Annotated in this window: 19 protein-coding genes and 1 tRNA gene; 8 read left to right on the top strand and 12 right to left on the bottom strand. The window is 64.2% G+C overall.

The window, feature by feature from the left end:
- Window positions 1–128 precede the first annotated feature (128 nt).
- From BLQ01_RS06820 to BLQ01_RS06830, 3 genes are all read left to right on the top strand, one after another.
- A complete protein-coding gene (locus tag BLQ01_RS06820) occupies window positions 129–1,046 on the top strand; it encodes an FAD-dependent oxidoreductase (RefSeq protein ID WP_091550746.1) in 918 nt (305 codons plus the stop codon).
- Window positions 1,047–1,182: 136 nt separating this feature from the next.
- Entirely contained in the window at window positions 1,183–1,875 is a 693-nt protein-coding gene (gene deoC / locus BLQ01_RS06825) for a deoxyribose-phosphate aldolase (RefSeq protein ID WP_026542761.1), read from the top strand.
- Between the two features lie 53 nt (window positions 1,876–1,928).
- Window positions 1,929–2,156: a hypothetical protein gene (locus tag BLQ01_RS06830; protein WP_026542762.1), complete on the top strand. Its 228-nt coding sequence runs from the start codon at window positions 1,929–1,931 to the stop codon at window positions 2,154–2,156.
- A gap of 85 nt (window positions 2,157–2,241) precedes the next feature.
- On the opposite strand, the gene BLQ01_RS06835 is transcribed toward BLQ01_RS06830, so the two are convergent.
- Both BLQ01_RS06835 and mfd read right to left on the bottom strand, forming a co-directional pair.
- Window positions 2,242–3,051 (bottom strand): metal-dependent hydrolase, encoded by an 810-nt coding sequence (locus tag BLQ01_RS06835; protein WP_026542763.1) that lies wholly within the window; start codon window positions 3,049–3,051, stop codon window positions 2,242–2,244.
- 4 nt (window positions 3,052–3,055) lie between these two features.
- The gene (gene mfd, locus BLQ01_RS06840; RefSeq protein ID WP_091550747.1) at window positions 3,056–6,688 is read right to left on the bottom strand and encodes a transcription-repair coupling factor; all 3,633 of its coding nucleotides are present in this window, start codon (window positions 6,686–6,688) and stop codon (window positions 3,056–3,058) included.
- A 109-nt stretch (window positions 6,689–6,797) separates the two neighbouring features.
- On the opposite strand from mfd, the gene BLQ01_RS06845 reads away from it, so the two are divergent.
- Genes BLQ01_RS06845 through BLQ01_RS06855 form a run of 3 tightly spaced genes read left to right on the top strand, consistent with a single transcriptional unit; the run spans window position 6,798 to window position 9,107 of the window.
- Complete coding sequence (locus tag BLQ01_RS06845; protein ID WP_091550749.1) at window positions 6,798–8,339, top strand: SDR family oxidoreductase; 1,542 nt, start codon at window positions 6,798–6,800, stop codon at window positions 8,337–8,339.
- A gap of 47 nt (window positions 8,340–8,386) precedes the next feature.
- A complete protein-coding gene (locus BLQ01_RS06850; protein ID WP_026542766.1) occupies window positions 8,387–8,884 on the top strand; it encodes a DUF2505 domain-containing protein in 498 nt (165 codons plus the stop codon).
- Window position 8,885: 1 nt separating this feature from the next.
- On the top strand, window positions 8,886–9,107 hold the full coding sequence (locus BLQ01_RS06855) for an SCO4848 family membrane protein (RefSeq protein ID WP_026542767.1): 222 nt from the start codon (window positions 8,886–8,888) through the stop codon (window positions 9,105–9,107).
- Window positions 9,108–9,173: 66 nt separating this feature from the next.
- Here the strand turns inward: BLQ01_RS06855 and sufU are convergent, their stop codons facing one another.
- The 10 genes from sufU to BLQ01_RS06905 all read right to left on the bottom strand — a co-directional run bounded on the left by sufU (window position 9,174) and on the right by BLQ01_RS06905 (window position 23,921).
- Window positions 9,174–9,626: a Fe-S cluster assembly sulfur transfer protein SufU gene (gene sufU, locus BLQ01_RS06860; protein WP_091550751.1), complete on the bottom strand. Its 453-nt coding sequence runs from the start codon at window positions 9,624–9,626 to the stop codon at window positions 9,174–9,176.
- A 58-nt stretch (window positions 9,627–9,684) separates the two neighbouring features.
- Window positions 9,685–11,010: a cysteine desulfurase gene (locus tag BLQ01_RS06865; RefSeq protein WP_091550753.1), complete on the bottom strand. Its 1,326-nt coding sequence runs from the start codon at window positions 11,008–11,010 to the stop codon at window positions 9,685–9,687.
- Between the two features lie 79 nt (window positions 11,011–11,089).
- Window positions 11,090–13,525, bottom strand: a complete 2,436-nt coding sequence (locus BLQ01_RS06870) for an ATP-binding protein (RefSeq protein WP_091550754.1) — start codon at window positions 13,523–13,525, stop codon at window positions 11,090–11,092.
- Between the two features lie 473 nt (window positions 13,526–13,998).
- Window positions 13,999–16,734: a helix-turn-helix transcriptional regulator gene (locus tag BLQ01_RS06875; RefSeq protein WP_091550756.1), complete on the bottom strand. Its 2,736-nt coding sequence runs from the start codon at window positions 16,732–16,734 to the stop codon at window positions 13,999–14,001.
- A gap of 32 nt (window positions 16,735–16,766) precedes the next feature.
- Window positions 16,767–19,499: a helix-turn-helix transcriptional regulator gene (locus BLQ01_RS06880; RefSeq protein WP_175493363.1), complete on the bottom strand. Its 2,733-nt coding sequence runs from the start codon at window positions 19,497–19,499 to the stop codon at window positions 16,767–16,769.
- A gap of 141 nt (window positions 19,500–19,640) precedes the next feature.
- Entirely contained in the window at window positions 19,641–20,225 is a 585-nt protein-coding gene (pth, locus tag BLQ01_RS06885) for an aminoacyl-tRNA hydrolase (RefSeq protein ID WP_026547081.1), read from the bottom strand.
- Between the two features lie 141 nt (window positions 20,226–20,366).
- Complete coding sequence (locus tag BLQ01_RS06890; RefSeq protein ID WP_026542774.1) at window positions 20,367–20,936, bottom strand: 50S ribosomal protein L25/general stress protein Ctc; 570 nt, start codon at window positions 20,934–20,936, stop codon at window positions 20,367–20,369.
- Window positions 20,937–21,252: 316 nt separating this feature from the next.
- Complete coding sequence (locus BLQ01_RS06895; protein ID WP_011774071.1) at window positions 21,253–22,233, bottom strand: ribose-phosphate diphosphokinase; 981 nt, start codon at window positions 22,231–22,233, stop codon at window positions 21,253–21,255.
- Window positions 22,230–23,729 (bottom strand): bifunctional UDP-N-acetylglucosamine diphosphorylase/glucosamine-1-phosphate N-acetyltransferase GlmU, encoded by a 1,500-nt coding sequence (glmU, locus tag BLQ01_RS06900; protein WP_026542775.1) that lies wholly within the window; start codon window positions 23,727–23,729, stop codon window positions 22,230–22,232. Before glmU ends, BLQ01_RS06895 begins: the two co-directional genes overlap by 4 nt.
- A gap of 120 nt (window positions 23,730–23,849) precedes the next feature.
- A tRNA-Gln gene (locus BLQ01_RS06905) sits at window positions 23,850–23,921 on the bottom strand.
- A gap of 299 nt (window positions 23,922–24,220) precedes the next feature.
- Here BLQ01_RS06905 and BLQ01_RS06910 point away from each other — a divergent pair.
- The gene (locus BLQ01_RS06910) at window positions 24,221–24,820 is read left to right on the top strand and encodes a TetR/AcrR family transcriptional regulator (RefSeq protein WP_026542776.1); all 600 of its coding nucleotides are present in this window, start codon (window positions 24,221–24,223) and stop codon (window positions 24,818–24,820) included.
- Window positions 24,821–25,068: 248 nt separating this feature from the next.
- Entirely contained in the window at window positions 25,069–25,470 is a 402-nt protein-coding gene (locus BLQ01_RS06915; protein WP_091550759.1) for a VOC family protein, read from the top strand.
- Window positions 25,471–25,903 lie beyond the last annotated feature (433 nt).

Below are 25,903 nucleotides of genomic sequence, written 5' to 3' on the forward strand. Positions count from 1 at the left end.
GTTATTACCGGCCGGTAAACAGCGCGCTACGGATACGCCAAAGATGGCAACAGCGGGGAAACACCAGCGAAAAACCAGCCGCCTACGCTGATGATCAACAGCAGGTCATCTGAGCGAAAGGGCCAAACATGTCCGCCACCCCGTCCGCAGCTTCCCTCCACATCGTCATCGCAGGCGCAGGCCCCGCGGCCCAGGCTTTGGTGCGGCGGCTCACAGGCGGGTCGGACTCCCGGCAGCGCCCGTTCAAGGGCACCATCACCGTTCTCAGCAATCGCGACGACTGCCCCGACGCCTTGCTGGAACTCGCCGAACTCCCCCAGGTTTCGGTGCGCTTCGGGCAGCCGGCCAGCTTCATCGACTCCGGCGCCAAAATCGTCACTACTGTGGACGGCATGGAGTTCTCCTATGACCAGTTGGTCATTGCCACCGGCTCGGCGCCCTCCCTCCCGCCCGTAGTGGGAGCCGAATCCGGCCTGAGCTATTCCACCATCGACGACGCCGCCGCTATCGGTGAAGCCGTCAAAGACCTCACCAAACTGGTAGGCCGCCGTCCCTTGGGAATCCTGGTGGGCAATGGACCTGCCGCAGGCCAGGCTGAGGCAGTGCTGCGCGCCCGAGGAGTCCGTCCCGTCCGCACCACCCTTCGCCCCGCTGCTGTCGTTGCCGCGTCAGGCGTTGCCGCGTCAGGCGTTGCCGCGTCAGGCGTTGCCGAAGAGACCGCTTCAAACCTGCCGGCCACTGGCATCCTGTTCGAGGACGGCAGCAGCATGAAGGGTGACCTCGTGGTCCTTGCCGAGGAACGGACCGCCCGCAATGAACTCGCCGGGAGTGCAGGCTTGCTGGTTGCCTCCGACGGCGGCATTTCCGTTGGGCGCGACCTCGCAACCTCCGTCCCGGGCATCTGGGCGATCGGTGATGCTGCTTCATGTGATGGGCTCCGCCTTGGTTTGCTGCTCTCCGCCGAGTCTTCTGCGATGTTGTGCGCCTCCGGCATGCTGTTGGGCCTGCGGGGTACTGAAGATCAGCAGGTCCCGATGGCTGCTTAGCCAGCGCGGCGTGGCCGTCTTCCACGGCACCCAGGCCCTCCCTGCGGCAGGCAACCCATGTGGCAAGATGGTCCTTTGACGGGCAGTGACAACCCTGCGGCCACCGGGCCGGCCACGCCCTGCACGGAAGGATCCCATGAGCAACCAAGCGGTCGCCCCGGCGAACATCGCCTCCTACATCGACCACACCCTGCTGAAGCCGGAGGCCAGCGAAGCAGACGTCCTCAAGGTCTGCGCCGAAGCCATCGAATACCGGTTCAAGTCCGTCTGCGTGAACCCTGTCTGGGTCAAAACCGTAACCAAAGCACTCAAGGGCTCCGGTGTGCTGACCTGTTCGGTCATCGGGTTCCCGCTGGGCGCCACGCCCAGCGACGTCAAGTCGTTCGAAGCCCGCGGAGCGGTCCTCGACGGCGCTGACGAGATCGACATGGTCATCAACATGGCTTCCGCGCGGGCCAATGACAAGGGTGCGCTGGTGGACGACATCAAGGCCGTGGCCGAGACGGTCCACGCAGGTGAGGCCATCCTGAAGGTCATCATCGAGACGTCCATGTTGAACGACGAACAGAAGGTCATCGCCTGCGAAGCGGCCGTGGAGGCAGGGGCGGACTTCGTGAAGACTTCCACCGGATTCAACGGCGGAGGAGCAACCGTTGAAGACGTAACGTTGATGCGCAAGACCGTTGGGCCGGATATTGGGGTCAAAGCGTCCGGCGGAGTGCGGTCCCTTGCCGATGCACAGGCTATGATTGCTGCTGGTGCAACACGTATCGGTGCGAGTTCGGGAATTGCCATTGTCAAGGGTGAACAGGGTTCATCTGCCTACTAGGGGCTTCCAGGACCACCAGAGATTTTGAGCCCTGCGGGGCCGAGGAGGAACGAATGTCCAAGAACGCAACCAGCGCCCCCATCGAGCGCGAGAACAACCTGGTCCAGAGCATTGTCCTGTTCCTGGTCATGATTGTGCTCTTCCTGGGCGCCATCTACTCGCTGTCTTTCCTCAGCCTCGAGAACCCGTGGCCCATGGCCGTTTGCCTCGGCCTTTTCGCCCTGGCTTTCTGGATCCCGCAGACCATTCTTGGCCGCTCTGACTCCGCCGGCGAAAACTAAGCCTCTTATATTCAAAGAAATGCGGCCCGGGTTCATACCCGGGCCGCATTTCTATTTGAGCCAAACAATGACAGCCGCCGGGCCGTCAGGGGACCTGCACTACGCCCCCCAAGGCCGCCAGAACCCCTGGCCAGTGCTGTTGCGCCAGCGTCCACGCCGCAGCTCCCATGCCCACCATGGCGTAACCGCTGACCGGTATCAGGACCAACCATTCGCGTCGGGAACCGGCCCTCCCCAGCAGCGGGATGGAGAAGGCTCCATTTGGCCGCCAGATCCCCCGGATCGGGGATTTCCGCAGGAATTTCGGCGGCTTGATGACAATGGGCCACAGGAGCGGTACACCACCCACAGTGATCATGTCCCCCACGATGTGCACCACCACACCTGTGAGCATGGACAGCGGTAACCAGCCCCACTGGTCCGGGGCAAACCAGGTGACCAAACCTGCCATGACCACAGCAAAGAGCCAGTTGGTGATCCACCCGGACTTCGGGAACAGGTTCAACGCCTTGGCCGCCAGATTGATCATGAACATGCACAGCAGACCGGCTCCGATGGAGAGCTTGCCCACCGGAGTATCCATTTGGAACTGCGCCGCCATGGCTGCGAGCACCACAAATGCCGAGGCTCCCAGGAGTGAATGGGTCCCCTGCCGGTGACCGCCACTGGCTTTTTCGATCCCCACCGCAATCACATTGGACAATGGGGGCAGGGAGTTGGCGATGGTGCTGTGCCGGTGGTCCCAGTCCACCACCAAGGCAGTTCCCGCCGTCGCCATGGCTCCGATCAAGATTCCGGTGGAATCCAAGGGGTACCAGCCAAGGGCGTACGGGCCGGTTGAGGCAATAGCTATCCACGCCGCGGCTCCTGACGCGGCGTGATGTCCTCCCATCATGCAGTCAGCCGGCCTTCACGGGTGCGTCGGTGAAGATCGCTTCAATAACGGTGTTGGCCCATTGCAAAATCTCGGCATCCTGAAGATCGCGTCCACCGATTTTGGCCGTCTTGGGCTTGGGAATCAGGACGGCGTCCAGTGCCGGTTTCACCTGGGAGCCCGGGTACATGCGGTTCAGGCGCATGGTTTTGGATTCGGGCAGTTGCGCCGGCGAGAAGCGGATGAAGTTGCCTTGGAGCGCGACGTCGGACAGGCCGGCTTCGCGGGCACCTACCCGGAAGCGCGCCACGGCAATGAGGTTTTGGGCGGGCAGCGGAGGCTCACCGTAACGGTCCACGAGTTCAGCCAGGACCTCGTCGATGGCCTCGTACGTAATGGCAGCGGCCAGTTTTCGGTAGGCCTCCAGGCGCAGCCTTTCCCCTGGCACGTAGTCGTGCGGAAGGTGGGCGTTGACGGGCAGCTCGATCTTCATCTCCGCGGCCTTTTCTTCAGCCTCCCCGCGGTATTCGGCCACAGCCTCGCCTACCAGGCGGATGTAGAGGTCGAAGCCGACGCCTTGGATGTGGCCCGACTGTTCGCCGCCCAGCAGGTTTCCCGCACCACGGATTTCGAGGTCCTTCATGGCCAGCTGCATGCCGGCGCCGAGTTCGTTGTGCGCGGCTACGGCCTTCAGGCGCTCCAAGGCTACCTCGCCCAATGGTTTCTCCGAGGGGTACAGGAAGTAGGCGTAGGCCCGTTCACGGCCACGTCCAACGCGTCCGCGGAGCTGGTGGAGCTGCGAGAGTCCGTACTTGTCAGCGCCATCGACAATGAGGGTGTTGGCGTTGGAGATATCCAGGCCGGTTTCGATGATGGTGGTGCAGACCAGGACGTCGAACCGTTTCTCCCAGAAGTCCACAATGATTTTCTCGAGGCGGCTCTCGGACATTTGACCGTGCGCCACTTCCACCCTGGCTTCAGGGACGAGCTCGCGGATTTGGGCCGCGATGCGCTCGATCGATGAGACCCGGTTGTGGACGAAGAACACCTGGCCTTCCCGCATCAGCTCCCTGCGGATGGCAGCGGAGGTTTGCTTGTTCGTGTAGGGACCGACGTAGGTCAGGACCGGGTGTCGTTCCTCCGGAGGGGTGGCCAGGGTGGAGGTTTCCCGGATACCGGTGAGCGACATTTCCAGCGTGCGGGGAATGGGTGTGGCACTCATGGCCAACACATCGACGTTGGTGCGCATCTTCTTCAGCGCTTCCTTGTGCTCCACACCGAAGCGCTGTTCCTCGTCCACGATCACCAGTCCGAGGTCCTTGAACTCGAAGTCCTTGGACAGGAGCCGGTGCGTACCGATCACCACATCCACGGCGCCGCTCTTGACGCCCTCGGCCGTTTCTTTCGCTTCCTTGCTGCTCTGGAACCTGGAGAGCGGCTTGACCCGCAGGGGGAAGCCGGAGAAACGCTCCGTGAAGGTTTCGTAGTGCTGCTGGGCCAACAACGTGGTGGGCACCAGGACAGCCACTTGCTTGCCGTCCTGGACGGCTTTGAAGGCGGCGCGGACAGCGATCTCGGTCTTGCCGTAGCCCACGTCACCGGAGACCAGGCGGTCCATGGGGATCTCGCGTTCCATGTCCGCTTTGACTTCGTTGATGGTGGTCAGCTGGTCCGGTGTTTCCACGTACGGGAACGCTTCTTCAAGTTCTCGCTGCCACGGAGTGTCCGGGGCAAAGGCATGGCCGCGTGATGCCATGCGGGCGGAGTAGAGGCGGATCAGTTCGCCGGCGATTTCCTTGACGGCCTTGCGGGCCTTGGACTTGGTGCTGGCCCAGTCCGCACCGCCCATCTTGCTCAGCGCAGGGGTGTCACCGCCGACGTAGCGCGTCACTTGGTCCAGCTGGTCAGTCGGTACAAAGAGCCGGTCCCCCGGAGCACCGCGCTTGGACGGGGCGTACTCCAGGACCAGATACTCGCGCAGGCCGGCATCGGAGGCCGAGGTACCAGTCACCTTGCGCTGGATCAGCTCCACGAACCGGCCGATGCCGTGCTGCTCATGGACCACGAAATCGCCCGCGTGCAGCTGGAGGGGGTCCACGGCGTTGCGGCGCTTGGAGGGCATGCGCCGCATGTCCTTGGTGGAACTTGCCGTCGCCCGGCCCAGCAGGTCGGCTTCGGTCAAGAGGCCAAGTTTGAGCCCGTCAAGGACAAAACCACGCCCGACGGCGGCGGTGGTCACCTCGATGATGCCCGGTTGGGGCTCCTTGTCCAGGGACTCCACCCGGGAGCAGGGAATATCGGCATCGTGGAACAGCTCGGCCAGGCGTTGGGCAGGTCCGGGACCATCGGTCACCACCACCACGCGCCACTGCTCGCGGACCCGGGATCCGATGAATTCCAGCATCTCGGCCACTTCGCCTTGGTATCCGCGAGGTTCGCGGGCCCGCATGTTCAGGACGTCGATATCCAGGACGAGGTCCTCGTCCGAGGCGAGCGAGGTGATGGACCACCAGGAGACGCCGTGGGCGAGGGCGGCCGAACGGGTATCGGTCAGTGACCGGAAACTGGCCGCATGCAGGTCGGTGGATGCCTGGGAAGACAAGTCAAGGGGCGCCGCACCGCCGTCGGACGCAGTTGACCACGCAGCTTCAAGGAATTCCTCGTTGGTGGCTGCGAGATCGTGCGCGCGGGTGCGGACCTTTTCCGGTTCGATGACCACGGAGAGGGAACCCGCCGGGAGCTGGTCAACGAACGGGACCATGGCATCCACCAGGACCGGGGCAAGGGATTCCATGCCCTCAACAGCGATCCCGCCGGCAATCTTCTCGAGCATGTCCGCCGCTGCGGGCATGTCGGCTTTGAGCCTGGCCGCGCGGGACATGACAGAGGCGGTGATCAGGATTTCCCGGCACGGCGGGGCGTGCAGTTCGGTGGGGTGGTGAATGCCGGGTGCGGACAGCGAGCGCTGGTCGGCCACGGCGAACCAGCGCATCTGGTCCACTTCGTCGCCGAAGAACTCCACACGGATGGGATGGTCCTCGGTGGGTGGGAAGACGTCGAGGATGCCGCCGCGGACCGCGAATTCGCCACGGTGCGTCACCATGTCCACACGTGCGTAGGCTGCGTCGGACAGGGCCCTGACAACCTCCGTGAAAGAACGCTCCTGCCCCACCTGCAGTGTCACTGGAACCAAGTCCCCCAAGCCGGCAACAATGGGCTGGACCACGGCGCGAACGGGAGCCACCACTACCCGCAAGGGGGCCGACGTCGAGGTTTCGGGGTGGGTCAGGCGGCGCAGGACGGAAAGCCGGCGCCCGACGGTGTCCGAGCGCGGCGAGAGCCGCTCGTGCGGGAGGGTTTCCCAGCTGGGGAAGGTGGCCACGGATTCGGCCGGCAGATATGAGGCGAGCGCAGCGGTGAGGTCCTCGGCTTCACGTCCGGTTGCTGTGACGGCGAGGACCACGGGAGCGCCGGCACCGTCGTCACCAGCGGAGGCCAGGGCGTCGGCCATTTCGGCGAGCAGCACGGCGCGCATGCCAGTGGGAGCGCTGATCTGGTAGTCGGTGTTGCGGTCGCTGAAGGACCGCTGAGCTTCCGTTCGCACGCGGGCGAAAGTCTTGTCCTCCGCCAAGGCGCGGCGCAGACCGTTGAGGCTCATGACAGAAACTCCTAGGGTGGTTCCAAGGGCAGGCAACACAAATGCCCGGAAATTCAGAAGAACGCCGGGTCATTCCAGCCTACCTCTACCCCCAGCCCCAGGAGTTCCTTTGCAGCCTTCGGAAGCTACGCATTCCAACACACCGCAGGACACCAGGACCGTACTGGTAACAGGCGCCACCGGATACATTGGCGGACGTCTGGTCCCCCGGCTCCTTGAAGCCGGCCACAAGGTCAAGGTCCTGGTCCGCACGCCACAAAAGATCGCCGATGTCCCTTGGCATGATCATGTGGAGATCATCGAGAACAGCCTCTCGGACGCAGACGGACTCACCGAGGCCCTGGCCGGCGTGGACGTCCTGTACTACCTGGTCCACTCCATGGCATCCGGCAGCGGGTTCGAGGCCAAGGAGGAAGCCATGGCCCGGCTCGTGGCTGGAGCCGCGGCAGGGGCCGGTGTGGACAGGATCGTCTACCTCGGCGGACTGCACCCCGAGAACGAGGAACTGTCCATCCACATGCGTTCCCGCGAGACCGTGGGAACGGTGTTCCTGGACTCATCAGTGGACTCGATCGTGTTCCAGGCCGGCGTGGTGATCGGTTCGGGATCCGCCTCGTTCGAGATGATCCGGCACCTGGCCGAAACACTTCCGGTCATGCCTGCCCCCAGTTGGGTGAACAACCGGGTTGAGGCCATCGCGGTCCGTGACGTCCTGCACTACCTCGTGGCTGCTGCGGCGCTCCCGGATAAGTTGAACCGTTCCTTCGATATCGGCTCCCGGGACGTCCTGAAGTACAAGGAGATGATGAACGAGTACGCGGTGGAGCGGGGGCTCCCCCGGCGCCTGGTCATCGCGCTTCCCGTCCCGGCTCCCAAGCTTGCCGGATTGTGGGTGGCCCTGGTGACGCCAATTCCCCTGTCCATGTCCCTGCCTTTGGTGCAGTCGCTGCAGCATGACGCAGTGTCGCGGGAGCACGACGTCGACCGTTACATACCCCAGCCCGACGGCGGCCTGACCCAGTACCGCCGTGCCGTCGCTTTGGCGTTGGGCAAGGAACGGGACGGACAGGTGGAGACCACCTGGGCCAACGCGGGGATCGACGCCGATCCGCTTCCCAGTGACCCCGATTGGGCGGGCTACAAAGTCTTCCTCGATGAAAGGACCTTCCACAGCGAGGCCCGGCCGGAGCACGTCTGGACCATCATTGAGGGCATCGGCGGTAAGAACGGCTGGTATTCACTGCCGCTGGCATGGCGGGTCCGGGGCTGGCTGGACAAGCTCCAGGGCGGGGCTGGTTTGCTGCGCGGACGCCGGCATCCCAAAACCCTCAACGCCGGTGAGGTAGTGGACTGGTGGCGGGTGGAAGCCATCGACCGCGGGCACCTGCTGCGCTTGCGGGCCGAGATGCGGGCCCCGGGCGGGGCCTGGCTGGAGTTGGCGGTGGAGCCCGACGGCGAAGGCAGCCTTTATAAGCAGCGCGCCATTTTCTTCCCGCGTGGACTTGCCGGGCGCCTCTACTGGCTGGGGGTGTACCCGTTCCACGGTTTCATCTTCCCGTCCATGGCCCGGAACATCTCGGCAGCGGCCATCACCCTCCAGGAGAGCTCCCCGGCAAGCACCGGTTCAGGGGTGGCCGGCGGAACCCCGTAGGATGTTGGGAGCTAAAAAGCTTCACCACCACCATTCACGGAGGACCCATGGCCCTGAGCGCATCCACCACCCTGCCGCACAGCGTTGACCGCGTAGCTGCCGTATTTGTCGACGAAGAATTCCTGCGTCACACGAGCGAACTGGTGGGCGGCTCCCTGGAATCGTTCACGATCGACGGCGACCCCGCCGGTGCGTTCAGTACCGTCACTGTCCGCACCCTGCCCACCACGCGACTGCCGGACATTGCCCGGAAGTTCGTTGGCGAAACCCTGAAGGTCACCCAGACCGAGCAGTGGGAAGCTCCCGCGGCCGATGGCTCACGGGCCAGCAACATCGCCTTGAAGATTTCAGGCGCGCCCCTGGACGTCACGGCTGTCCAGCGCCTCGTGGCCGACGGTGCCAACACCAGGATCGAGCTCGAAGGCAACGTCACCTCTTCGGTACCGTTCCTCGGTGGCAAGATCGCTGATGCCGCGGAGCCGATGGTTGGCAAGGCACTGAACATCCAGTCGCAGCAGGCCCAGGCCTGGCTCGAAAGCCACTAGCGTGGAGATCCCCGCGATCCTTGCGGTTGTCCTGATCGTCGCAGGGCTCTGGTCGCTGCTTGTGTGGCCGCAGTTCCTCAAGCGCGTCATGAAGGATCCCCGCGCCCGCGATGCCGCAGGCAAGGCCACCCGGTTCCTCACGGTCCACGTTGTCCTGGTCACCATCTCCATGGTGCTGGGATTGGCGACGGCGGCCATTGGCATTGCAGGTTTGGTCGCCTGAGCTTCACCCGGCCAAACAGGAAGCAGCGCGCGCTGTGAGAACTCATTGCGCGCGCTGCTTCCTGTTTTAGGCGGTGGCCTGGTTGAGGGCATCCTCGGCAGCAACCCAGGAGATCATGGCGCATTTGACGCGCGCCGCGTAACGGGCCACGCCTTCGAAGGCAGCCGCGTCACCGAGGACCTCGGGGTCGGCCTGGACCTTGCCGCGGGACCGGAGGACTTCGCGGAAGTTCCCGATCACCGCGTGCAGTTCCTCCACGGACATTCCCTCGCCGAGATCGGTCAGCACCGAGGCAGAAGCCATCGAAATGGAGCAGCCCGCTCCGTCCCAGCTGATCTGCTGGACGGTTCCGTCCGCAACGGCGAGCCGCAGCGTGACTTCATCCCCGCACACCGGGTTCAGTTGGTGTGATTGACCGGTGGATGCCCCTTCAGGGACGGCCGTTTCAGCCAGGCCACTGCCGTGCCGCTGCTTGGAGTGGTCCAGGATGATCTGCTGGTACAGCTGGTCAAGACTCATGGTGGTTATAGCCTGTTCGGTGGTTGATGGTTGCCCGGCATGTCAGGGCTGCTGATGGTCAGGCCTGGAAATAGACCCGGACCCCGGAAACGGCGTCGAGGAAAGCATCGACGTCGTCGGTGGTGTTGTAGAGGTAGGTACTCGCCCGGGTGGTGGCTGTCAGGCCGAGCCGGCGGTGCAACGGTTGGGCGCAATGGTGACCGACGCGGACGGCGATGCCTCGGTCATCAAGGAACTGCCCGACGTCGTGGGCGTGCACGCCGGCGACGTCGAATGCGGCCAGGCCGATCCGTTCCGACCCGGAGGCCGGTCCGACAACCCTGATGCCGTCGATGCTTTCAAGCCCCTTCACGAGGCGTTGGCCCAGTGTGGCTTCCCAAGCATGGATGCGTTCGATTCCGGTCTCGGTCAGGTAGTTCACCGCAGTTGCGAGCGCCACGGCCTGGGAGATGCGCTGGGTTCCGGCCTCGAACCGCTGGGGCGCCGGCAGGTATTCGGCACGTTCCATGGTCACGGTGGTGATCATGGAACCGCCGGTGAGGAACGGCGGCATGACATCCAGGAGTTCCTGCTTCCCATACAACACGCCGACGCCGGTGGGGGCCAGCATTTTGTGGCCGGAGAACACAGCGAAGTCGACGTCCAGTTCCTTGACGTCCACGGCCATGTGGGGCACGGACTGGCAGGCGTCCAGGACCACCAAGGCGCCCACCTTGCGGGCAAGTGCCACGAGGTCCGCCACCGGGTTGATGGTGCCAAGGACGTTGGAAGCGTGGGTGAAGGCCAGGAGCTTGGTCCGCTCCCCCACGAGTCCGGCGGCGGCGTCCAGCAACAGGGTGCCGTCGTCGCTGACAGGGATGTACTTCAGGGTGGCCCCGGTCCGGAAAGCCAACTCCTGCCAGGGAATGAGGTTGGCGTGGTGTTCCATTTCGGTGACCACGATCTCGTCGCCGGGACCAATGGCCAGCTCTTTCAGGCGCGAATCACCACGGCCCTGTGCCGCCCACAATCCGGCGTTGGAGAGTGCGTAGCTGATGAGGTTCAGGCCCTCGGTGGCATTGGAAGTCCATACGGTTTCTTCATACTGTGCACCGATGAAGTCCGCCACCGTCTGGCGTGCGTCCTCGAAAACCTCCGTAGCTTCAACAGCCAGGTGATGGGCGCCGCGGTGAACGGCAGCATTGCGTTGCTCGTAGTACTCCTGCTCGGCCTCGATGACACTGAGCGGGTTCTGCGACGTAGCACCGGAATCGAGGTAGATCAGGGGTTTACCGTTGACCATCTGGTCCAGCACCGGGAAGTCGTTCCGGATCCGCAACACCTCCGCATTGTCCATGGCATGCACGGACCGAAGCAGTGAGGCTGGGGTTGATACGGCAGTCAAGGGGCGCTCCTTGGAAATCCTTCAGGGACTCCCCATTATCCCACGTGGGGCTGCACCGGGCGGTGTGCCGTTCAGCACGTCAGCCGCCTGCCCTTCCCGGGACCCAGCCCAGCGGCGGAACTGCGCCGCTGTCGAACGCGCTGCGCAGGCGCTCAACCAGGACCGAGGCACGCCGGCTCGCCGCACTCCTGGTGCAGGCTTCGTACCCGCTGGCCGCAAGGGAGTAGCACATGGCAGCATGGGCAAAAAGCCTGTCGGCAGACAAGCTCCTCCCGGCCGTCTCGAGCGTTTTGGGGTCCTGGTTCAGCAGCGCCGACGCAAACGTGCCAAGCGCGGTTCCCCCGGCTCCGTGAATTCCTGCTGCCAGCCCTGCCAGGCGCCGCTGCAGCACCAGGTCCTCGACGGCGGTACTGGTGGCGTTGAGCATCAGGAGGGAGACCGCCTCGGCTTCCAACATCGTGTTGCCCTGGTGGCGGAGTTGTTCAGCCACCTCCATCAAGTGGCCGGACCTGCCTGCAAGCTGGTCCTGTGCGGCTGCCAAATACACGGAGCTGAGTTGCGCGAGCAGACCCCCTGGATCCTGGACTTCCCGCAGGGCCGAGACACTCTGACCACACCGTTCCATCGCCTGCGCAGGGTTCCCGCGCAGCGCCTCGCAGTAGGCCAGCATGGCCGCCGCGAAGGCAAGGACCGGCGGAAGGCCGGCGTCGGGAAGTTCCGCAAGGACAGGTTCCAACGTTGTCGCCGCCGCGCGGGTAAGCCCTTGGCTGAGTTCTGCATACGCGCGGGCAACGTCCAAACACACAGCAAGGTAGGTGGGCAGCACAAAGGCGGAAGGACAGTCCAACAGCGCATCAACCTGGCTCCAGGCCAGGTTGTTGCGAAGGCACACTACGTGTCGGAGCAGCACTGCCGGGCGGAACATGTCCAAGGCGGGGTTTGCATCAACTGCAGCCATGGCCGCTGTTGACCGCTCCAACGCCTCCGGGGCAGCTCCCGTGAGCAGGAGCCGCTCCGCTTCCCGGACGTTGCGGACCAGTTGGGCGGTCCCCTGTTCGCCTGAACCGTCTTCCTCCTGCCCGCTGCGCCACGCCCGGCCCGGAACAGCACCCAGGAGTTCGAGCGCCAGCAAGCGGTGACCGGCGTCGGCCTTCACTTCCGGCGATCCCCCGGCGGCTGCAAGTTCACTCAGTTCCGGAGCGGCTTCGCCCAACAAACCCTCGGCAACCAAAGCGCGGGCCCTCAGGAGCCTCGCCTCGTCCTTCCGCCCCGGGGCGGCCACTGCGGCGGCGGCACGGATGGCCAGTTCTGCCGTTGATGGCCTGTCGGCCGCTGGCGCTGCCGCCAGGAGAAGTTCGTCAGACAAAGTCAGCCCGCAGTCCAGGGTCCAGTTCATCCAGCGCAGCAAGGTGGGAGCTGATTCCCGCGTCAGGACCGGCTCCTCAACGCCAAGGCGGAGGGCCAGGCTCCTGGGCCGGGGCACTGCCAGCCGGGTGCCCTCGCCGCGAAGCCAGGAACTCGTCCTGACCAGCGGCGGCCTCCCGGCCAACAGCCTGATGTGATGGTTTGCCAGGAGATGTTCAACGGCGGTGTGGCCGAAATGGTGCTCCACCACATCCACAGCCACTGGTTCGGCGAGCGCGATGAGTTCCAGGGCGTGCCGTTCCTCGGCCGGCCGTGCAGAGTTTTCCGCCTGCACCTGCGCCACCACGCCTGGCCAGCCACAGTGGGCGCGGACATCAATGGTCCAGTAGCCGTCCTTCTGTACCAGCAGCCCCGCATTTCGGGCATCATTGAGGGCGACTCCCAACAGCCCCACGTTGAAACCGCTCATGGCTGCCAGAAGGCTGCTGGCACGGCGCTGGACTTTGCCGCCCAGGACAGCTTCGGCCAGTGCGTGTGCCTCCATGAAGCTGAAGGGGGGCAGGAAGAACTGTTCCAGGAAGCCGTCTTCCCAGAGTTGGTAAAGATCCGGAGGCAGGGGCCGGCGGCTGTCGGCGGTAGCTACCAACGTGGCGCCAAAGCCTGGGATCAGCTGCAGCAGGACAGCCAGTGAAGCGGGATCGACGTGGTGGATATCGTCCACCAACAACACCAGCGGCGGACGCGCCGCCCGCACCTGGCGCTTGTTCCGGCGTCGTCCGCTGTTTGGCGTGTACAGGTACTCAGCCGCCCCCAAAGTACTGGTCAAGGCACGCAGGACGTGAATTCCCGGCAGCATGGGGCTGTCGCTACCGGCTTCGGCAGCGGCACCCAGTGCGCCATAACTGATGGTTTTGAGTTCCGGCTTTCCCGTGAAAGTCCTGACGTCCATGGTTTCCGGGAGGCCCGCTTTGATGGAGAGCAGCAGGTGGCTCTTGCCGGATCCCCGGTCCCCCGTCACCACGATGCCGCTGGTGGAGGGGGAGGGTACTGCGGAAAGGATGATGTCCAGCAGCCGTGCCCGGTCTGCGAAGGGTGATGGCCTCAGCCCGACTGTGACGGTGTCTTCGTCCAGCCAGGGGTCCGGCAGCATGCGCACTCCAATAGAAGCAGTCCCATGATCCGGGAGGGGTGGTTTTCCGCGAAGTGCGGGCTACCTGGCCTAGAAGCCGGCGGCGGCTGGGGGGAGAGTCTCGGTCTCAGAAGACTCTGTCGCCGCCGGCTTCGTCCAGGGCCGGAACACCTTCCGGTGTCCGGTGCATCGGCTCAAAGAGACCACCGATGCGGATGATGCGACTTTCGGAATCCCGGTGATGCTTGGGGCTGAACCGTTCTTCCAAGATCAATACTGCCGGGGCGGCGAACGCGGTACACCAGTAGTTGGTACTCGATTAGCTGGGGGCTTTTTCCGGGCCTCTACCTTGTTGTACTCAGTCCCCCAAGGGGAAACTACTTGGTTTTGGCACAACACGCCCGCGGGTTACTCCACTGATTGGCAAAATTCCCCGTGATGGCGGGCACAAGTGGCGTCAGAGGAGTGACTGAGTACCCAAACGGACACTGGTATCAGTGACGGACAGCAGCGCCGAGATCTTCCCGCCGGCGAATGCCCAACTTGGCGTAGCTGCGGTACAGGTGGCCCTCCACCGTGCGCACGGAGACCATCAGCTTCTCTGCGATTTGGCGGTCGGTAAGTCCCGAAACTGCCAACGCGACAATGTCCTGCTCCCGGCGGGTCAAAGGCACCGAGCGGTCCGCTTCGGCAGCGGGGTCATGGAGCAGGGCATCGCCGAGGCTGGCTTCGCTGACATCGCGCAGCACCGCCGCCTGGCGGGCCTCCGGGCGCTTTCCTTCGGCGTCAAAGGACAGGGCGGCTTTGTCGAACGCCACGGCCGCCGGCCCGGGCATGCCCGCCGCAGCTAGGAGGTTCCCTGCGTTGACGAAGCCTTGGCCCTCAGCGCCCACATGTGCTTCCGCCAACGACAACCACCCGGCCGCCCACGCTCCGGACATGGTGCCCGCGGCTGCCTTGATGGACTCCATGGCCTGCATGTCGCCAAGCTCGGCCCGGAGCACCAGGTTCTGCAGCAGGACCCCTGGGAGGCGGTGGAGGGACGCGGATTCCGGCAGCGTCCGTAGTTTGTCCAGGCCTGATCCTTTGGATACCAGTTCATGGCCGGCCAGCGTGAAGAGCCCGGCCAGGGCCTCCACGTAGGCTCCGCCGTTGCCGGCCCGCCCATCACCGGCTGGGGCACCGGCAGGGGCACCGGCAGGGGCACCGGCAGGGGCACCGGCCTCGCCGGCAAGGGCACCGGCCTCAGCTGCAAGTCGCTCGGCCAGCGCGGTATCGCCGGAGCGTGCTGCGGCGTAGAACGCCAGCGCATTGCCCAGGTTCCTCAGCTGTTGGGGGTCCTTGACCCGGAGTGCCTCAACGGCGGGAGTCACCAGCTCGGCCGCTTGCTCCAGGCGGCCTTGCCGCAGCAGGGACAACCCTTGGAGGGTTTGGATATCGCCGCCAAAGACTATGAGTCCCAGGGCCGATCGCGCAGAGTACCGTTCAAGGCCGGACGCGGCAGCACCCCAGTCTCCAGCTCCCAGGGCGGCGAGGGTATAGCGGACCAACACAAAGTCGCTGAAATACAGGAGGTCATCATCGGCCGCGTCCAGCAGCGCCAATGCTTGACGTCCGGCATCCAGCGCTTCCACGGCCTGCCCTTCCACTGTCAGGAGCTCACACTTCATGGCCAGAAGGAACACCTGGTTCATGACGTGGTCCGGGTCCCCGCTGTTGAGAGCTTCCCCAAACCGTTCGATCCCCTCACGGAGTTCTGCATAGCAGCCATCGTGGGCAAGGGCGGCCAGCTCCAGTGCCGCAGCGTGCCGTCCCACGAGCCCCACCAGGGGGTCCGACTCAGGAAGGCCGCTGGTGAGCGCCGACGCCGCGGCCCTCACATCGGCCACAATGTCCGCTGAGGTGTCCCCCATGGCCGCCCGTGCAGCGGCCCACAACAGGCCTGTTCCCAGTGGGCCCGACGGATCGGCGTCCAGGTACCCCAGGTCTTCTTCCAACAGCCGTACGGCGTTGCGGAAGTCGCCGTCGTTGTAGTTGACCATGGCCATGACGGCACGGGCGCGGGGGCGCAATGCATCGGAGCGGACCTTTGCCGCTGCTGCCAGCGCAAGGGGGTTTTGCAGCAGTTTCGCGGCCAGGAAAGCTGCTTCCAGCAGCTGTTCATCATCGACGTCGGCACCGCAGTCCAGCGCCCAGCTCACCAACCGGAGCAATCCCTCGGCCGTGGGTGGCTCCGCCAGCAGGTGCTGGACCATACGCTGGCGGATCTGGAGGCTGCGGGCCGGGGAGACGATCTGGCGCAGCGCCTCGCTGTACATGGGGTGCCACATTTTGAGGGGACTTCCCGGCCCGTTGGTGGACAGGACCAACCGGCTGTCCATCAGCGACCGCAGCGTTTCCCTGCCCACCTGGGTATCGAGCACGGAAGCGGGGACCGGTTCGGAGAGGGCGATGACATACATCGCTTCCCTCTCAGCCTCGCTGGTGCGCAGAACCCTGTTCCGCACTACTTCCGCCAGGCCCTCGCCGCTGCCGGAGAGGGCGCGTGTCAGAAACCAGACGCCGTTACGCCGCACCAGGTTTCCATCGGCCTTAGAGTCATCCAGGAGGCATCGAAGGAGCAACGGGTTGCCCTCGGAAACGGAATGCAGCACATCCACGGCGCTGGCCATGACGGTCCCGCCCAAGGTTTTCTCCGCGAGTTCAGCGACGCCCTCGTGGTCCAGGGGATGAAGCTCCAGGCGCTCGGCCAGCCCGTCATACCAAAGCTGAAGCAAGGCCGCGGGCAGACCGGGGCGTGGCCTGCCGGTGGCCACGAGCCTGGCCCATCCTGCAGTCACCAATTCGGCCAGGATCTGGGTACTGCCTTCGTCAAGATCGTGGGCATCATCGACAACCAGCAGGAGCCGCGCGCCCTCGCCCCCACGGCGTTTCTCGAACTGGGCCCAGAACTCGCGCAGGATCGCCACGGGCGAGGTGGCTTGTTCCACGGGCAGATCAAGCAGGTAGGGCGCAAGGACACCGTAGGGCACAGCGGACAAGGCGGGGCTTCCGTGCACCCGCATGACCACCATTTCCCCTGCCAGGCGGGCCGCAATTTCAGAGGCCAGGGCAGTCTTGCCGATACCGGGGTCTGCCACCAGGAGCACGGCCCCCGCGCCTTCCTGGCGCAGGATCTTCATGGCCAGTTCCAGCTCGGCGTCCCGGCCTACAAGGTGCTCAGCCCGCATGGGCACTCCGCACTTCTACGGCTTTGCCTGCTTCACAGCAGCCCATTGAGCTCGCCTCGAGACGAAACACCCAGTTTTGTGAACACCTGGTACAAATGGCCTTCGACAGTTCGCACAGACACCCCGATATCCATCGCGATTTCACGATTGCTGACACCCTTCCCGGCGAGTTTAGCAATTTGGCGTTCCCGCTCCGTCAAGACCGGCGCGTCGCTGCGGGGTTGGATCGGCAGCGCGGACACGGAATGCTCCAGCCGTTCGAGCCTCAACTGAGCTGTGCGGGCAGCAGTTGTCTCGCCGGCGTCGCGGGCATAGTCCAAGGCCATGGCCACGCACCTGGCCTCAACCACCAGCAGGTCCAGGGATGCTGCGGCATCAGCGGCTTCCAGCATGGAACGGGAGTTTTTGCTCAATGCACCACGGGCGAGGTTCCCGGAGATCTGGGCAAGCGGGCCTTGTCGGCGCCCGGCAATGTCTTCAAGCAGCCGGTATTCCTCGTCAGTGCCCTCCACGGTGGCGCCGAAGAGGCAGATGCCGGCAGTGGTCAACCGCTGCTTCCCAACATCGTTGCGGACCCGGGCCAGGAGCCGCTGTTTCACGTCAGGGTCCCCCATCCAACGTCCGGCCATCTCAGCACAGAACTCCGACACGGATTCGGAGAAATACGTCCCGGTTCCCCGGCATGTCCTGTACAGGTCCAGGTATCGGCCTGCCTCCACGGAATTGCCCAGCTGGGCGTAGGCAAAAGCCGTCGCAGCGTAGGCCACCTTGTTCATGTTCATGGCCGGTCGGAGTTCCAGTTGGGCAACTGCTGACCGCAAAGGCTCAATGGCGCAGGCAGGTTTGCCGGCGTAGGCGTAGGCGAGGCCGATGCCCAGTTCGGTCAAAGCGCCCCTGTACTGAAGCCGTGAGGACCGGGAGGGTGTGCGCCGCATGAGTTCAATGCATTGCCGCCACTGTCCTGACAGCAAGAGCACCAGGAAAGCATGCTTCGCGAAGGCCTCTTCCAACTGGGCAGGCCTGTCCGTGTCCCCCAGATGCCGCGACAGTGTCCGCGCAAGTTCCTGCGCCTCAAGCTCCCGGCCAAGGATGCAACGGGCTTCCACCAGGAAAAACGCCGACCTCAACCAGTGCTCCCGGTCTTGCCCGGGGTCTTTGACCAGTTCCTCTTCCAAGGCGTCGATGATCGAGGCGTACTCGCCCATGTAGGTGTTGTACTCGTAGTTGCACAGGTGGAGGCGGTTGAATGCCTTGGCCACCACATCAGCCGGGTAATTGCCCGCCATCGCTGCAAGAGTGTCCAGAGCGTCGGAAATGACCCCTGGGACCATGCCCGCCCGACCATCAATCCAGGTCATTGCCTGGCATTTCGCGGCAGTTATTTCGGCAAACTCCAGCGGGTCCAGCGCGGCGAAGTGCGACTCGGATACCTCGTCCAGGGCCTGGGCTGCGTGCAATGGAAGGTCCAGCATGAGGTACGCCGCGGCCTTCAGGCGCTGGCCGGGCACCCACTCCTCGTCTTTGGGATCCAGGGACAACGTGCATTGGATGGCAAAGTTGGGGTCGAAGTCATCCAAAGCCGCGCGTCCGGCCGCAAGTGCAAGCGCCGGCGACGGTGTGGGCTCGTCCTCGCAGGAATGCATCCACGCCGCATAGCTCAGAAGATCCTGTGCAGCCAAACCCCGCAGTTCAGGTTCCTTGGGACCATGAAGCATCAGCCGCAGTTCACGCCTGCGGCGGGTACTGAGCCAGCCCTGGACTACCTCGCCCACGTAGGGATCGCGCAGGGACACCCAGTGGTCTTCGCCGCGTTCGACCGTGAGCAGCCCGGAATCTTCCATCTCCACCAGAACCTCGGTGCCGAAGATGGCTGCCAGGTCCATCAAGGTCGCGCGCTGCGCACAGGCCAGGATTTCGACGACGGTCCTGCTGGCCTGCGTTTCGCGCGCCAGTTTGGAACGGACAAAGTCCTCCACCACCGTGGCGCCTTCGAGTTTGATCTGGTCCCGGAGCGTCCAGACGGAATCGTTGAGCACCAGGTTGCCTGTGTGCCGCTGCTCTTCCAGGAGAGCGTGGAGGAGCATCGGGTTTCCGCCCACTGCCGAGTGCAGCGAGCCGACCAGCGTTGATGAAACATAGTGTCCAAGGACCGAACCCAGCACCTGCTTGGTCTGTTCTTCGCTCAGGGTGTTGAGGTGGACCTCACCCAGCTCCCCTTCGAGGACCAGGCGGTGGAAGTCGGCGGGGAGGTCGCTGGCACGCTGAACGGTGGCAACTACTTTGGCTGTCCCGCTGGCCATGAGGTTCAACAGCACCCCTGTGCTCATGGGGTCCATGCCGCCTGCGTTGTCCACTATTAGGACGGTGTCCCGGCCGGCCGCTTCCTTCCTGATCAAGCTGGTTACTGCATGCAGGATTCCCGTAGGCGAACTCACGGCTTCGGACGGCAGTCGGGCCAGCAGGAAACCCAGGCAGCCGTAAGGGGTTTGTCCGTTGGCAACGGTGTTACGCAACTGGAGGCTGTGGACCTTGGGGCCCAGCGATGAGACCACGGCCCGGGCGAGGCCGGATTTACCGATTCCCCGTTGGCCTGTGAGGATCACCCCGTAGGACTCGGGAGACTCGAGGAACTTGCCTGCCTTCGACAGATCGTGGCTGCGGGCCAGCAATGACCACGTTTGCCTGTCCGTAGGCCCACCCACAAGATCGGGAGCCGCAGCCCTTGCTGCGCCTCCCCCGCCCTTGTTTAGCAACTCCGCCGACATTCGCATCCTTCGCTACACATCTGCGACAGTCCCCCACCGCTTACCTGCGTACCATGCACACTACCGTCGGGCGCCGACACTTTGTAGGCCTTGGGGTCGCTGGGACCGTCAGGCTTTCCTCAGGCTTTCCTCAAGATTTGCTCAAGTTTTTGCGGGGTGGTGCTTCTGCTGGGCTGACAACAAGCCTTGGTCCATGAGCAATTGCACGGCGTCAGCGGCTTCATCCAACAGGAACGGCAGTTCCTTCTTCTCAGCGGTGGCAAAATCCCTGAGGACGTAGTCGGCAGTCTCCATGCGGCCCGGAGGCCGGCCAACTCCCACCCGGACGCGCAAATAGTCCTTGGTGGCGAGTGCTTTGGAGATGTCACGGAGCCCGTTGTGCCCGCCCTCGCCACCGCCCAGTTTTAGCTTGACTGTGTTAAAAGGGATGTCGATTTCGTCGTGGACCGCAATAACGTGGTCGGGTGCGATGTCGAAAAAATTGCACAGTCCGGCAACAGGTCCCCCGGAGGTGTTCATGTAGGTCATGGGCTTGGCCAGCACTACCCGCGGGCCGCCGATGCCCAGCCGGCCCTCCACTACCTGGGCACGGGCCTTGTGGACCTTGAACTTCCCGCCCATGCGGGAAGCCAGTTCGTCCAGCACCATCTGCCCCACGTTGTGGCGGTTGTTGCTGTACTCGCTGCCGGGGTTGCCGAGGCCGACAATCAGCCAGGTCTCACTCATGGTCTCATCCTAGGAAAGGTTTGGTTGTTTCAGCGGCGGACGTGCCCAACCGACGGATTGGAGCAGCGGGGACAAAGGAAAGTGGCCGGGACCCAAAGGTTCCCGGCCACTCAACGGCTTGCGCCTCAAACAGTCAAAAGACTACTCAGCGGCCGGTGCTTCTTCTTCAGCCTCGGAAGCGGTCTCAGCGATGCGGACCACCAGGGTGTCACCTTCGGTGAGGAGGGTGGAGCCCTTCGGCAGCACGAGGTCGGACGCGTGGATGCTCTCGCCGGCCTTGAGGCCTTCGATGCTGACCTCGACGGCGGTGGGGACGTGGGTTGCCTCGGCTTCGAGGGAAACCGTGGTGGCTTCGAGGCTGGCAACAGCACCCGGAGCAACTTCACCGGAAACGTGGATCGCGATGTCGACGGTAACCTTCTCGCCGGCCTTCACGGTCTGGAGGTCAACGTGCTCGATGATCTGCTTTACGGGATCGCGCTGGATGTCCTTGACGAGCGTCAGGTGCTGCTCGCCGTCGACGTCGATCGCCAGGAGGGCGTTGGAAACGCGCACTGCCAGCGTGGTGGCGCGGCCCGGCAGGTTGATGTGGATCGGCTCTGCGCCGTGGCCGTAGATGACAGCCGGGATCTGGCCGGCCATGCGTGCACGGCGGGCGAAACCCTTGCCGAATTCGGTGCGCAGTTCTGCGGTGAGCTTCTGCTCAGACATGTGTACTCCTTGATTACTGTGGCGCCCGGGAAAATCCGGGCTGGTCTATCAGCAAGGGCGGAGGTCTGGAGACCTTCTACGCCCGGCTGGGATCGACCGCTGAGCAGCCGTTCCGCCTGTGTTGAAGGAGATGCAGACCCAGTCGATAACGGAGACCCGCAACCCAAGCCCACGCAATGTGGACCGGATGTGCTCTCCCTCGCCAAGGTATCCCCAAGAGTTTAGCAGCGGAACGCGTGCAACATGAAAACGGGCAGCAAAACGGGCCACCCGCAAGCTCGCAAGCTGCTGATGGCCCGTTTTGGAACAGACTTTCTTATGCCTTGCCGTCGAACAGGCTGGTGACCGAACCGTCGTCGAACACTTCACGGATGGCACGGGCAATCAGCGGCGCGATCGACAACACCGTCAGGGACGGGAACCGCTTCTCGGCCGGAATGGGCAGCGTGTTGGTAACCACGACTTCGCGGGCACCGGAGTCGGCCAGGCGCTGCGCGGCGGGGTCGGAGAAGACTGCGTGCGTGCAGGCAATGATGACGTCCTTGGCACCGGCGTTCTTCAGGACCTGAACGGCGCCGGAGATGGTTCCACCGGTGTCGATCATGTCGTCGATCAGGACGCAGGTGCGGCCTTCCACCTGGCCAACAACAGTCTTGGAGACAGCCTGGTTGGGGACGGTGAGGTCACGGCTCTTGTGCACGAACGCCAGCGGGGCGCCGCCCAATCGCTCGGCCCACTGCTCGGCAACGCGGACGCGGCCGGTGTCCGGGGAAACAACGGTGATGTTGTCGGCTTCAACCTTGGTGCGGATGTAGTCAGCCAGCAGCGGGATGGCCATCAAGTGGTCAACGGGACCATCGAAGAAGCCCTGGATCTGCGAGGTGTGCAGGTCCACGGACATGATGCGGTCCGCACCGGCGGTCTTGTAGAGGTCGGCCACCAGGCGGGCGGAGATGGGCTCGCGGCCACGGCCCTTCTTGTCCTGGCGGGAGTAGGGGTAGAACGGCGAAACAACCGTGATCCTCTTGGCAGAGGCCCGCTTCAGTGAGTCGATCATGATCAACTGCTCCATGAGCCAGTTGTTCAGCGGCGCCGGGTGGGCCTGGATGACGAAGGCATCGGTGCCTCGCACGCTCTCGGCCGAACGGACGTAGATTTCCCCATTGGCGAAGTCGTAGGCGTCGATGGGCAGGAGTTCAGTCTCCAGCTCCTTCGCGATTTCCTGCGCCAGCTCCGGATGCGCCCTTCCGGCGGCGAGAATCAACTTCTTCTCTCCGTGTGCGGTAATTTCGCTCATGCCTGTTTGCCTTCTTCTATGGTTGCCGGGGATTGTGAAGATGTGGAGGCGTTTGCCGGTTCCTGCGCGGCTTCGGCCAGCTTGGCGGAGGCGGTGCCCGGGCGGTTGGCAGTAACCCAACCTTCAGCGTTGCGCTGCGCGGCCAGGCTCAGGGCCAAGGCTCCTGCGGGAACATCCTTGCGGATGACGGCGCCGGCGCCACTGTAGGCGCCGTCGCCAACAGTCACGGGAGCCACGAATACCGTGTTTGAACCGGTGCGGACGCCCGAGCCGATCACCGTGCGGTGCTTCTTCTCGCCGTCGTAGTTGGCTGTGATGTTGCCGCAGCCGATGTTGGTGTCCTCACCGATTTCCGCGTCGCCGGCGTAGCCCAGGTGGGACAGCTTCGAACCGCGGCCGATGGTCACGTTCTTGGTTTCATAGAAAGCGCCGATCTTGCCCGTCTCGCCCAGGACCGTGCCCGGACGGAGGTACGTGAACGGACCTACACTTGCTTTCGCTCCGATGGTGGAACCCGAACCATGGGTGCGGGTCACCTTGGCGCCCTCACCGACGTGGACGTCGGTCAAGGTGGTGTCGGGACCCACGACGGCGTCGCGCGCCACCGTGGTGGAACCGTGAAGTTGGGTGTTCGGCAACAGCCGGACGTCTTCGTCGAGGTTCACCGTCGAGTCGATCCATGTGGTGTTCGGGTCCACGACGGTAACGCCTGCGCGCATCCAGGACTCGATGATGCGGCGGTTGTGCTCGGCACCAAGCGCGGAAAGCTGGATACGGTCGTTGGCGCCCTCAACCTGCCAACGGTCTTCAGTCACGACGGCGGCAACCCGGCCACCGGCGTCGCGCGCCAGTCCCAGGACATCCGTCAAGTACATCTCGCCCTGGGCATTGTCCGTCGTGACCTTCGCAAGGGCGGTGCGCAACACTGCGGCGTCGAAAGCGTAGATACCGGAGTTGACCTCGCGGATGCTGCGCTCAGCCTCGCTGGCGTCTTTGTGCTCACGAATGCCGGTGACCGTGCCGTCCTCGGCGCGGAGGATCCGGCCGTAGCCGGTGGCGTCGTCCAATACGGCGGTCAGGACGGTGACTGCGTTGTGCTCAGCCTCGTGGGTGCTGACGAGTTCGCCCAGCAATTCGCCGGTCAACAGCGGAACATCGCCATAGGTGACAACAACGGTGCCAACCAGTTCGGCCTCGGCGTCCAGGGCCTTGAGGGCCACCTCCACTGCACGGCCTGTGCCGGGAACATCGTCCTGGTCAACAATGAGGGCTTCGGGATCCAGCGCTGTGACGTGCCCAGCCACGCGGTCGCGTTCGTGGCGGACAACGAGGGCGAGCTTCAGCGGAGAGATGGAGCGGGCTGCCAGAAGGGCGTGGCCCACCATGGAGCGTCCGCCGATTTCGTGGAGAATCTTGGGGGTCCGGGACTTCATGCGCGTTCCAGCGCCTGCGGCCAAAACTATGACCGCTGCGGGACCGTTGGATTCGGGGCTCACGTACTGGCTCTCCTTGCTCGGTATGTCCCGGGTAACCCGGCTTCGGAATGCTGCCATCCCATCGGACCCGGGCACCGTTTGAGCCGTTCCAGGTACAGAGAGGAGCGCATTTTCCGACCGTTCCGCCCATAGGATTCGAACCTATACTCCACGGCTCCAAAGGCCGGGGTGCTGCCATTACACCAGAGCGGACCGTGCATGATTCACACCCTCAGGCAGCAGGGCCTGACAGTTTCCCGGGCTACCGGGATGCACACACAAGAAACTAGTTTGCCATGACCATTGCGTGCTTCGCGACTTGACCGCCCGATCCCCCTTCCGCGGCACACCACAGGACGCGTCCTGGACCCCTTTCCACCCCGCCGCACCGGGCCTGCACCCTGCCCTTAAGGCATGATGGTCACGTGAGCAAGCGCACTGAACTCCCCCGGCCCGAGGACACCGCCGAGCCCTTGGAACAGGTCTCCAGCGGCCCCGCAGTACGCACCAGGATGACCGGGCAACAGCGCAAATCCCAACTGATCGGCATTGGCCGGGCACTCTTCGCGGCCCGCGGCCTCGATGGCACCACCATTGAGGAAATCGCTGCCAGCGCAGGAGTGTCAAAACCTGTCATCTACGAGCACTTCGGCTCCAAGGAAGGCCTGTACAGGCAGGTTGTGGAGACCGAATTCCGGATTCTGCTGGACTCCATCACCGAGGCCCTCAGCACCGAAGCCAAGCCCCGGGTCCTGGTGGAACGCGCAGCGTTGGCCCTCCTCGGCTACATCGAAGACCGCACCGACGGTTTCCGGATCCTGATGCGCGATGCCCCGCCGTCGCAGCCCGAAGGCGCCTTCTCCACACTTCTCTCGCACGTCACGGCACGGGTCGAACACCTGCTGTCCGACGAATTCGCCCGCCGGGGATTCAGCGCCGCGGACGGTGCCATGTATGCGCAGATGCTGGTGGGAATGGTGGCGATGACCGGACAGTGGTGGCTCGACAGCCGCACGCCGGACAAACGGGCTGTTGCCGCGCACTTGGTGAACCTGGCATGGAACGGCCTTACGGGTCTGCAGAAGGAACCTGGACTGCGTTCAGAAGCCTGACTGCGTGTGAGCCTGTGGACACCTCCACCACGCCAGCGCCCTTCGCCGAGGCTTGGACGCAACGCATAGGTGACCCTCCGGTCACGGGGCGGCCTTCATGCACCCTCTTCCACATCCCCCACCCTTCAACCCAACCCTCATCCACATCCCCCACCCTTCAACCCAACCCTCATCCACATCCCCCACCCTCCAACCCAACCCTCATCCACATCCCCCGCCCCTGAGCGGCGGGTTTGTAGGATGTGCACATGACAGCTCCTCAGCTCTACATCACCTTTCCCGGGACCGCGCGTGAGGCCCTGAGTTTCTACGCTGAGATTTTCGGCGGGGAGCTTTCGTTGCACAACTTTGCTGAATTCAACCGAACTGACGGCCTCCCGGACGCCATCGCCCATGGCGTCCTGAGTGGCGTGGTCTCGCTGATGGGTTCAGATGCTGCCGGTGACGAAATGGCCGTCAGCATTCAAGGCGCCATGCTCTCACTGCTGGGAACTGCCGAACCCAAAGTTCTTCACGAATGGTTCGACAAACTGGCCGACGGAGGTCAAGTCCTGGATCCGCTGGCGCCAAAGCCTTGGGGTGCCTCAGACGGTCAAGTAGTTGACCGTCACGGTCTCCGCTGGCTCATAGGCTACGAAGGTGTGCGCTAGAGCCACCCAAACCCGGAGGATGTGAGAGACGGTCGCAACCAAACCCAGGGGATGTGAGAGACCGTCGCCCCCAAACCCCGGGGATATGAGAGACCGTTGGGAACACGCAGGCGCAGCGGCGGGCATCCGGAAGCGTGCGTCAAAGCGACGAAGGAGCAGCACATGGGGGATGTGAGAGACCGTCGCCCCCAAACCCGGGGGATGTGAGAGACCGTCGCCCCCAAACCCCGGAGGATCTGCGAGACGGTCGCCCCCAAACCCAGGGGATGTGAGAGACCGTCGTCCCAAAACCCAGGGGATGTGAGAGACCGTTGGGAACACACAGGCGCAGCGGCGGGCATCCGGAAGCGCGCGTCAAAGCGACGAAGGAGCAGCACGCGGAGGATGCGCGCCCCTGCGCCGCCAGCACGAGACACGAGCCACGAGACACGAG

This window comes from Arthrobacter sp. UNCCL28, assembly GCF_900102805.1.
GTDB lineage: Bacteria > Actinomycetota > Actinomycetes > Actinomycetales > Micrococcaceae > Arthrobacter > Arthrobacter nicotinovorans_A.

What these genes read in the sequence shown, in the direction of transcription:
- BLQ01_RS06835 (WP_026542763.1), bottom strand. Translation starts at nt 3,051, where the DNA reads ATGATGGGAGGACATCACGCCGCGTCAGGAGCCGCGGCGTGGATAGCT.
- BLQ01_RS06850 (WP_026542766.1), top strand. Translation starts at nt 8,387, where the DNA reads ATGGCCCTGAGCGCATCCACCACCCTGCCGCACAGCGTTGACCGCGTA.
- BLQ01_RS06910 (WP_026542776.1), top strand. Translation starts at nt 24,221, where the DNA reads ATGACCGGGCAACAGCGCAAATCCCAACTGATCGGCATTGGCCGGGCA.
- BLQ01_RS06880 (WP_175493363.1), bottom strand. Translation starts at nt 19,499, where the DNA reads ATGTCGGCGGAGTTGCTAAACAAGGGCGGGGGAGGCGCAGCAAGGGCT.
- BLQ01_RS06915 (WP_091550759.1), top strand. Translation starts at nt 25,069, where the DNA reads ATGACAGCTCCTCAGCTCTACATCACCTTTCCCGGGACCGCGCGTGAG.
- sufU (WP_091550751.1), bottom strand. Translation starts at nt 9,626, where the DNA reads ATGAGTCTTGACCAGCTGTACCAGCAGATCATCCTGGACCACTCCAAG.
- BLQ01_RS06890 (WP_026542774.1), bottom strand. Translation starts at nt 20,936, where the DNA reads ATGTCTGAGCAGAAGCTCACCGCAGAACTGCGCACCGAATTCGGCAAG.
- BLQ01_RS06875 (WP_091550756.1), bottom strand. Translation starts at nt 16,734, where the DNA reads ATGCGGGCTGAGCACCTTGTAGGCCGGGACGCCGAGCTGGAACTGGCC.
- BLQ01_RS06870 (WP_091550754.1), bottom strand. Translation starts at nt 13,525, where the DNA reads ATGCTGCCGGACCCCTGGCTGGACGAAGACACCGTCACAGTCGGGCTG.
- mfd (WP_091550747.1), bottom strand. Translation starts at nt 6,688, where the DNA reads ATGAGCCTCAACGGTCTGCGCCGCGCCTTGGCGGAGGACAAGACTTTC.
- deoC (WP_026542761.1), top strand. Translation starts at nt 1,183, where the DNA reads ATGAGCAACCAAGCGGTCGCCCCGGCGAACATCGCCTCCTACATCGAC.
- pth (WP_026547081.1), bottom strand. Translation starts at nt 20,225, where the DNA reads ATGAGTGAGACCTGGCTGATTGTCGGCCTCGGCAACCCCGGCAGCGAG.
- BLQ01_RS06895 (WP_011774071.1), bottom strand. Translation starts at nt 22,233, where the DNA reads ATGAGCGAAATTACCGCACACGGAGAGAAGAAGTTGATTCTCGCCGCC.
- BLQ01_RS06820 (WP_091550746.1), top strand. Translation starts at nt 129, where the DNA reads ATGTCCGCCACCCCGTCCGCAGCTTCCCTCCACATCGTCATCGCAGGC.
- BLQ01_RS06830 (WP_026542762.1), top strand. Translation starts at nt 1,929, where the DNA reads ATGTCCAAGAACGCAACCAGCGCCCCCATCGAGCGCGAGAACAACCTG.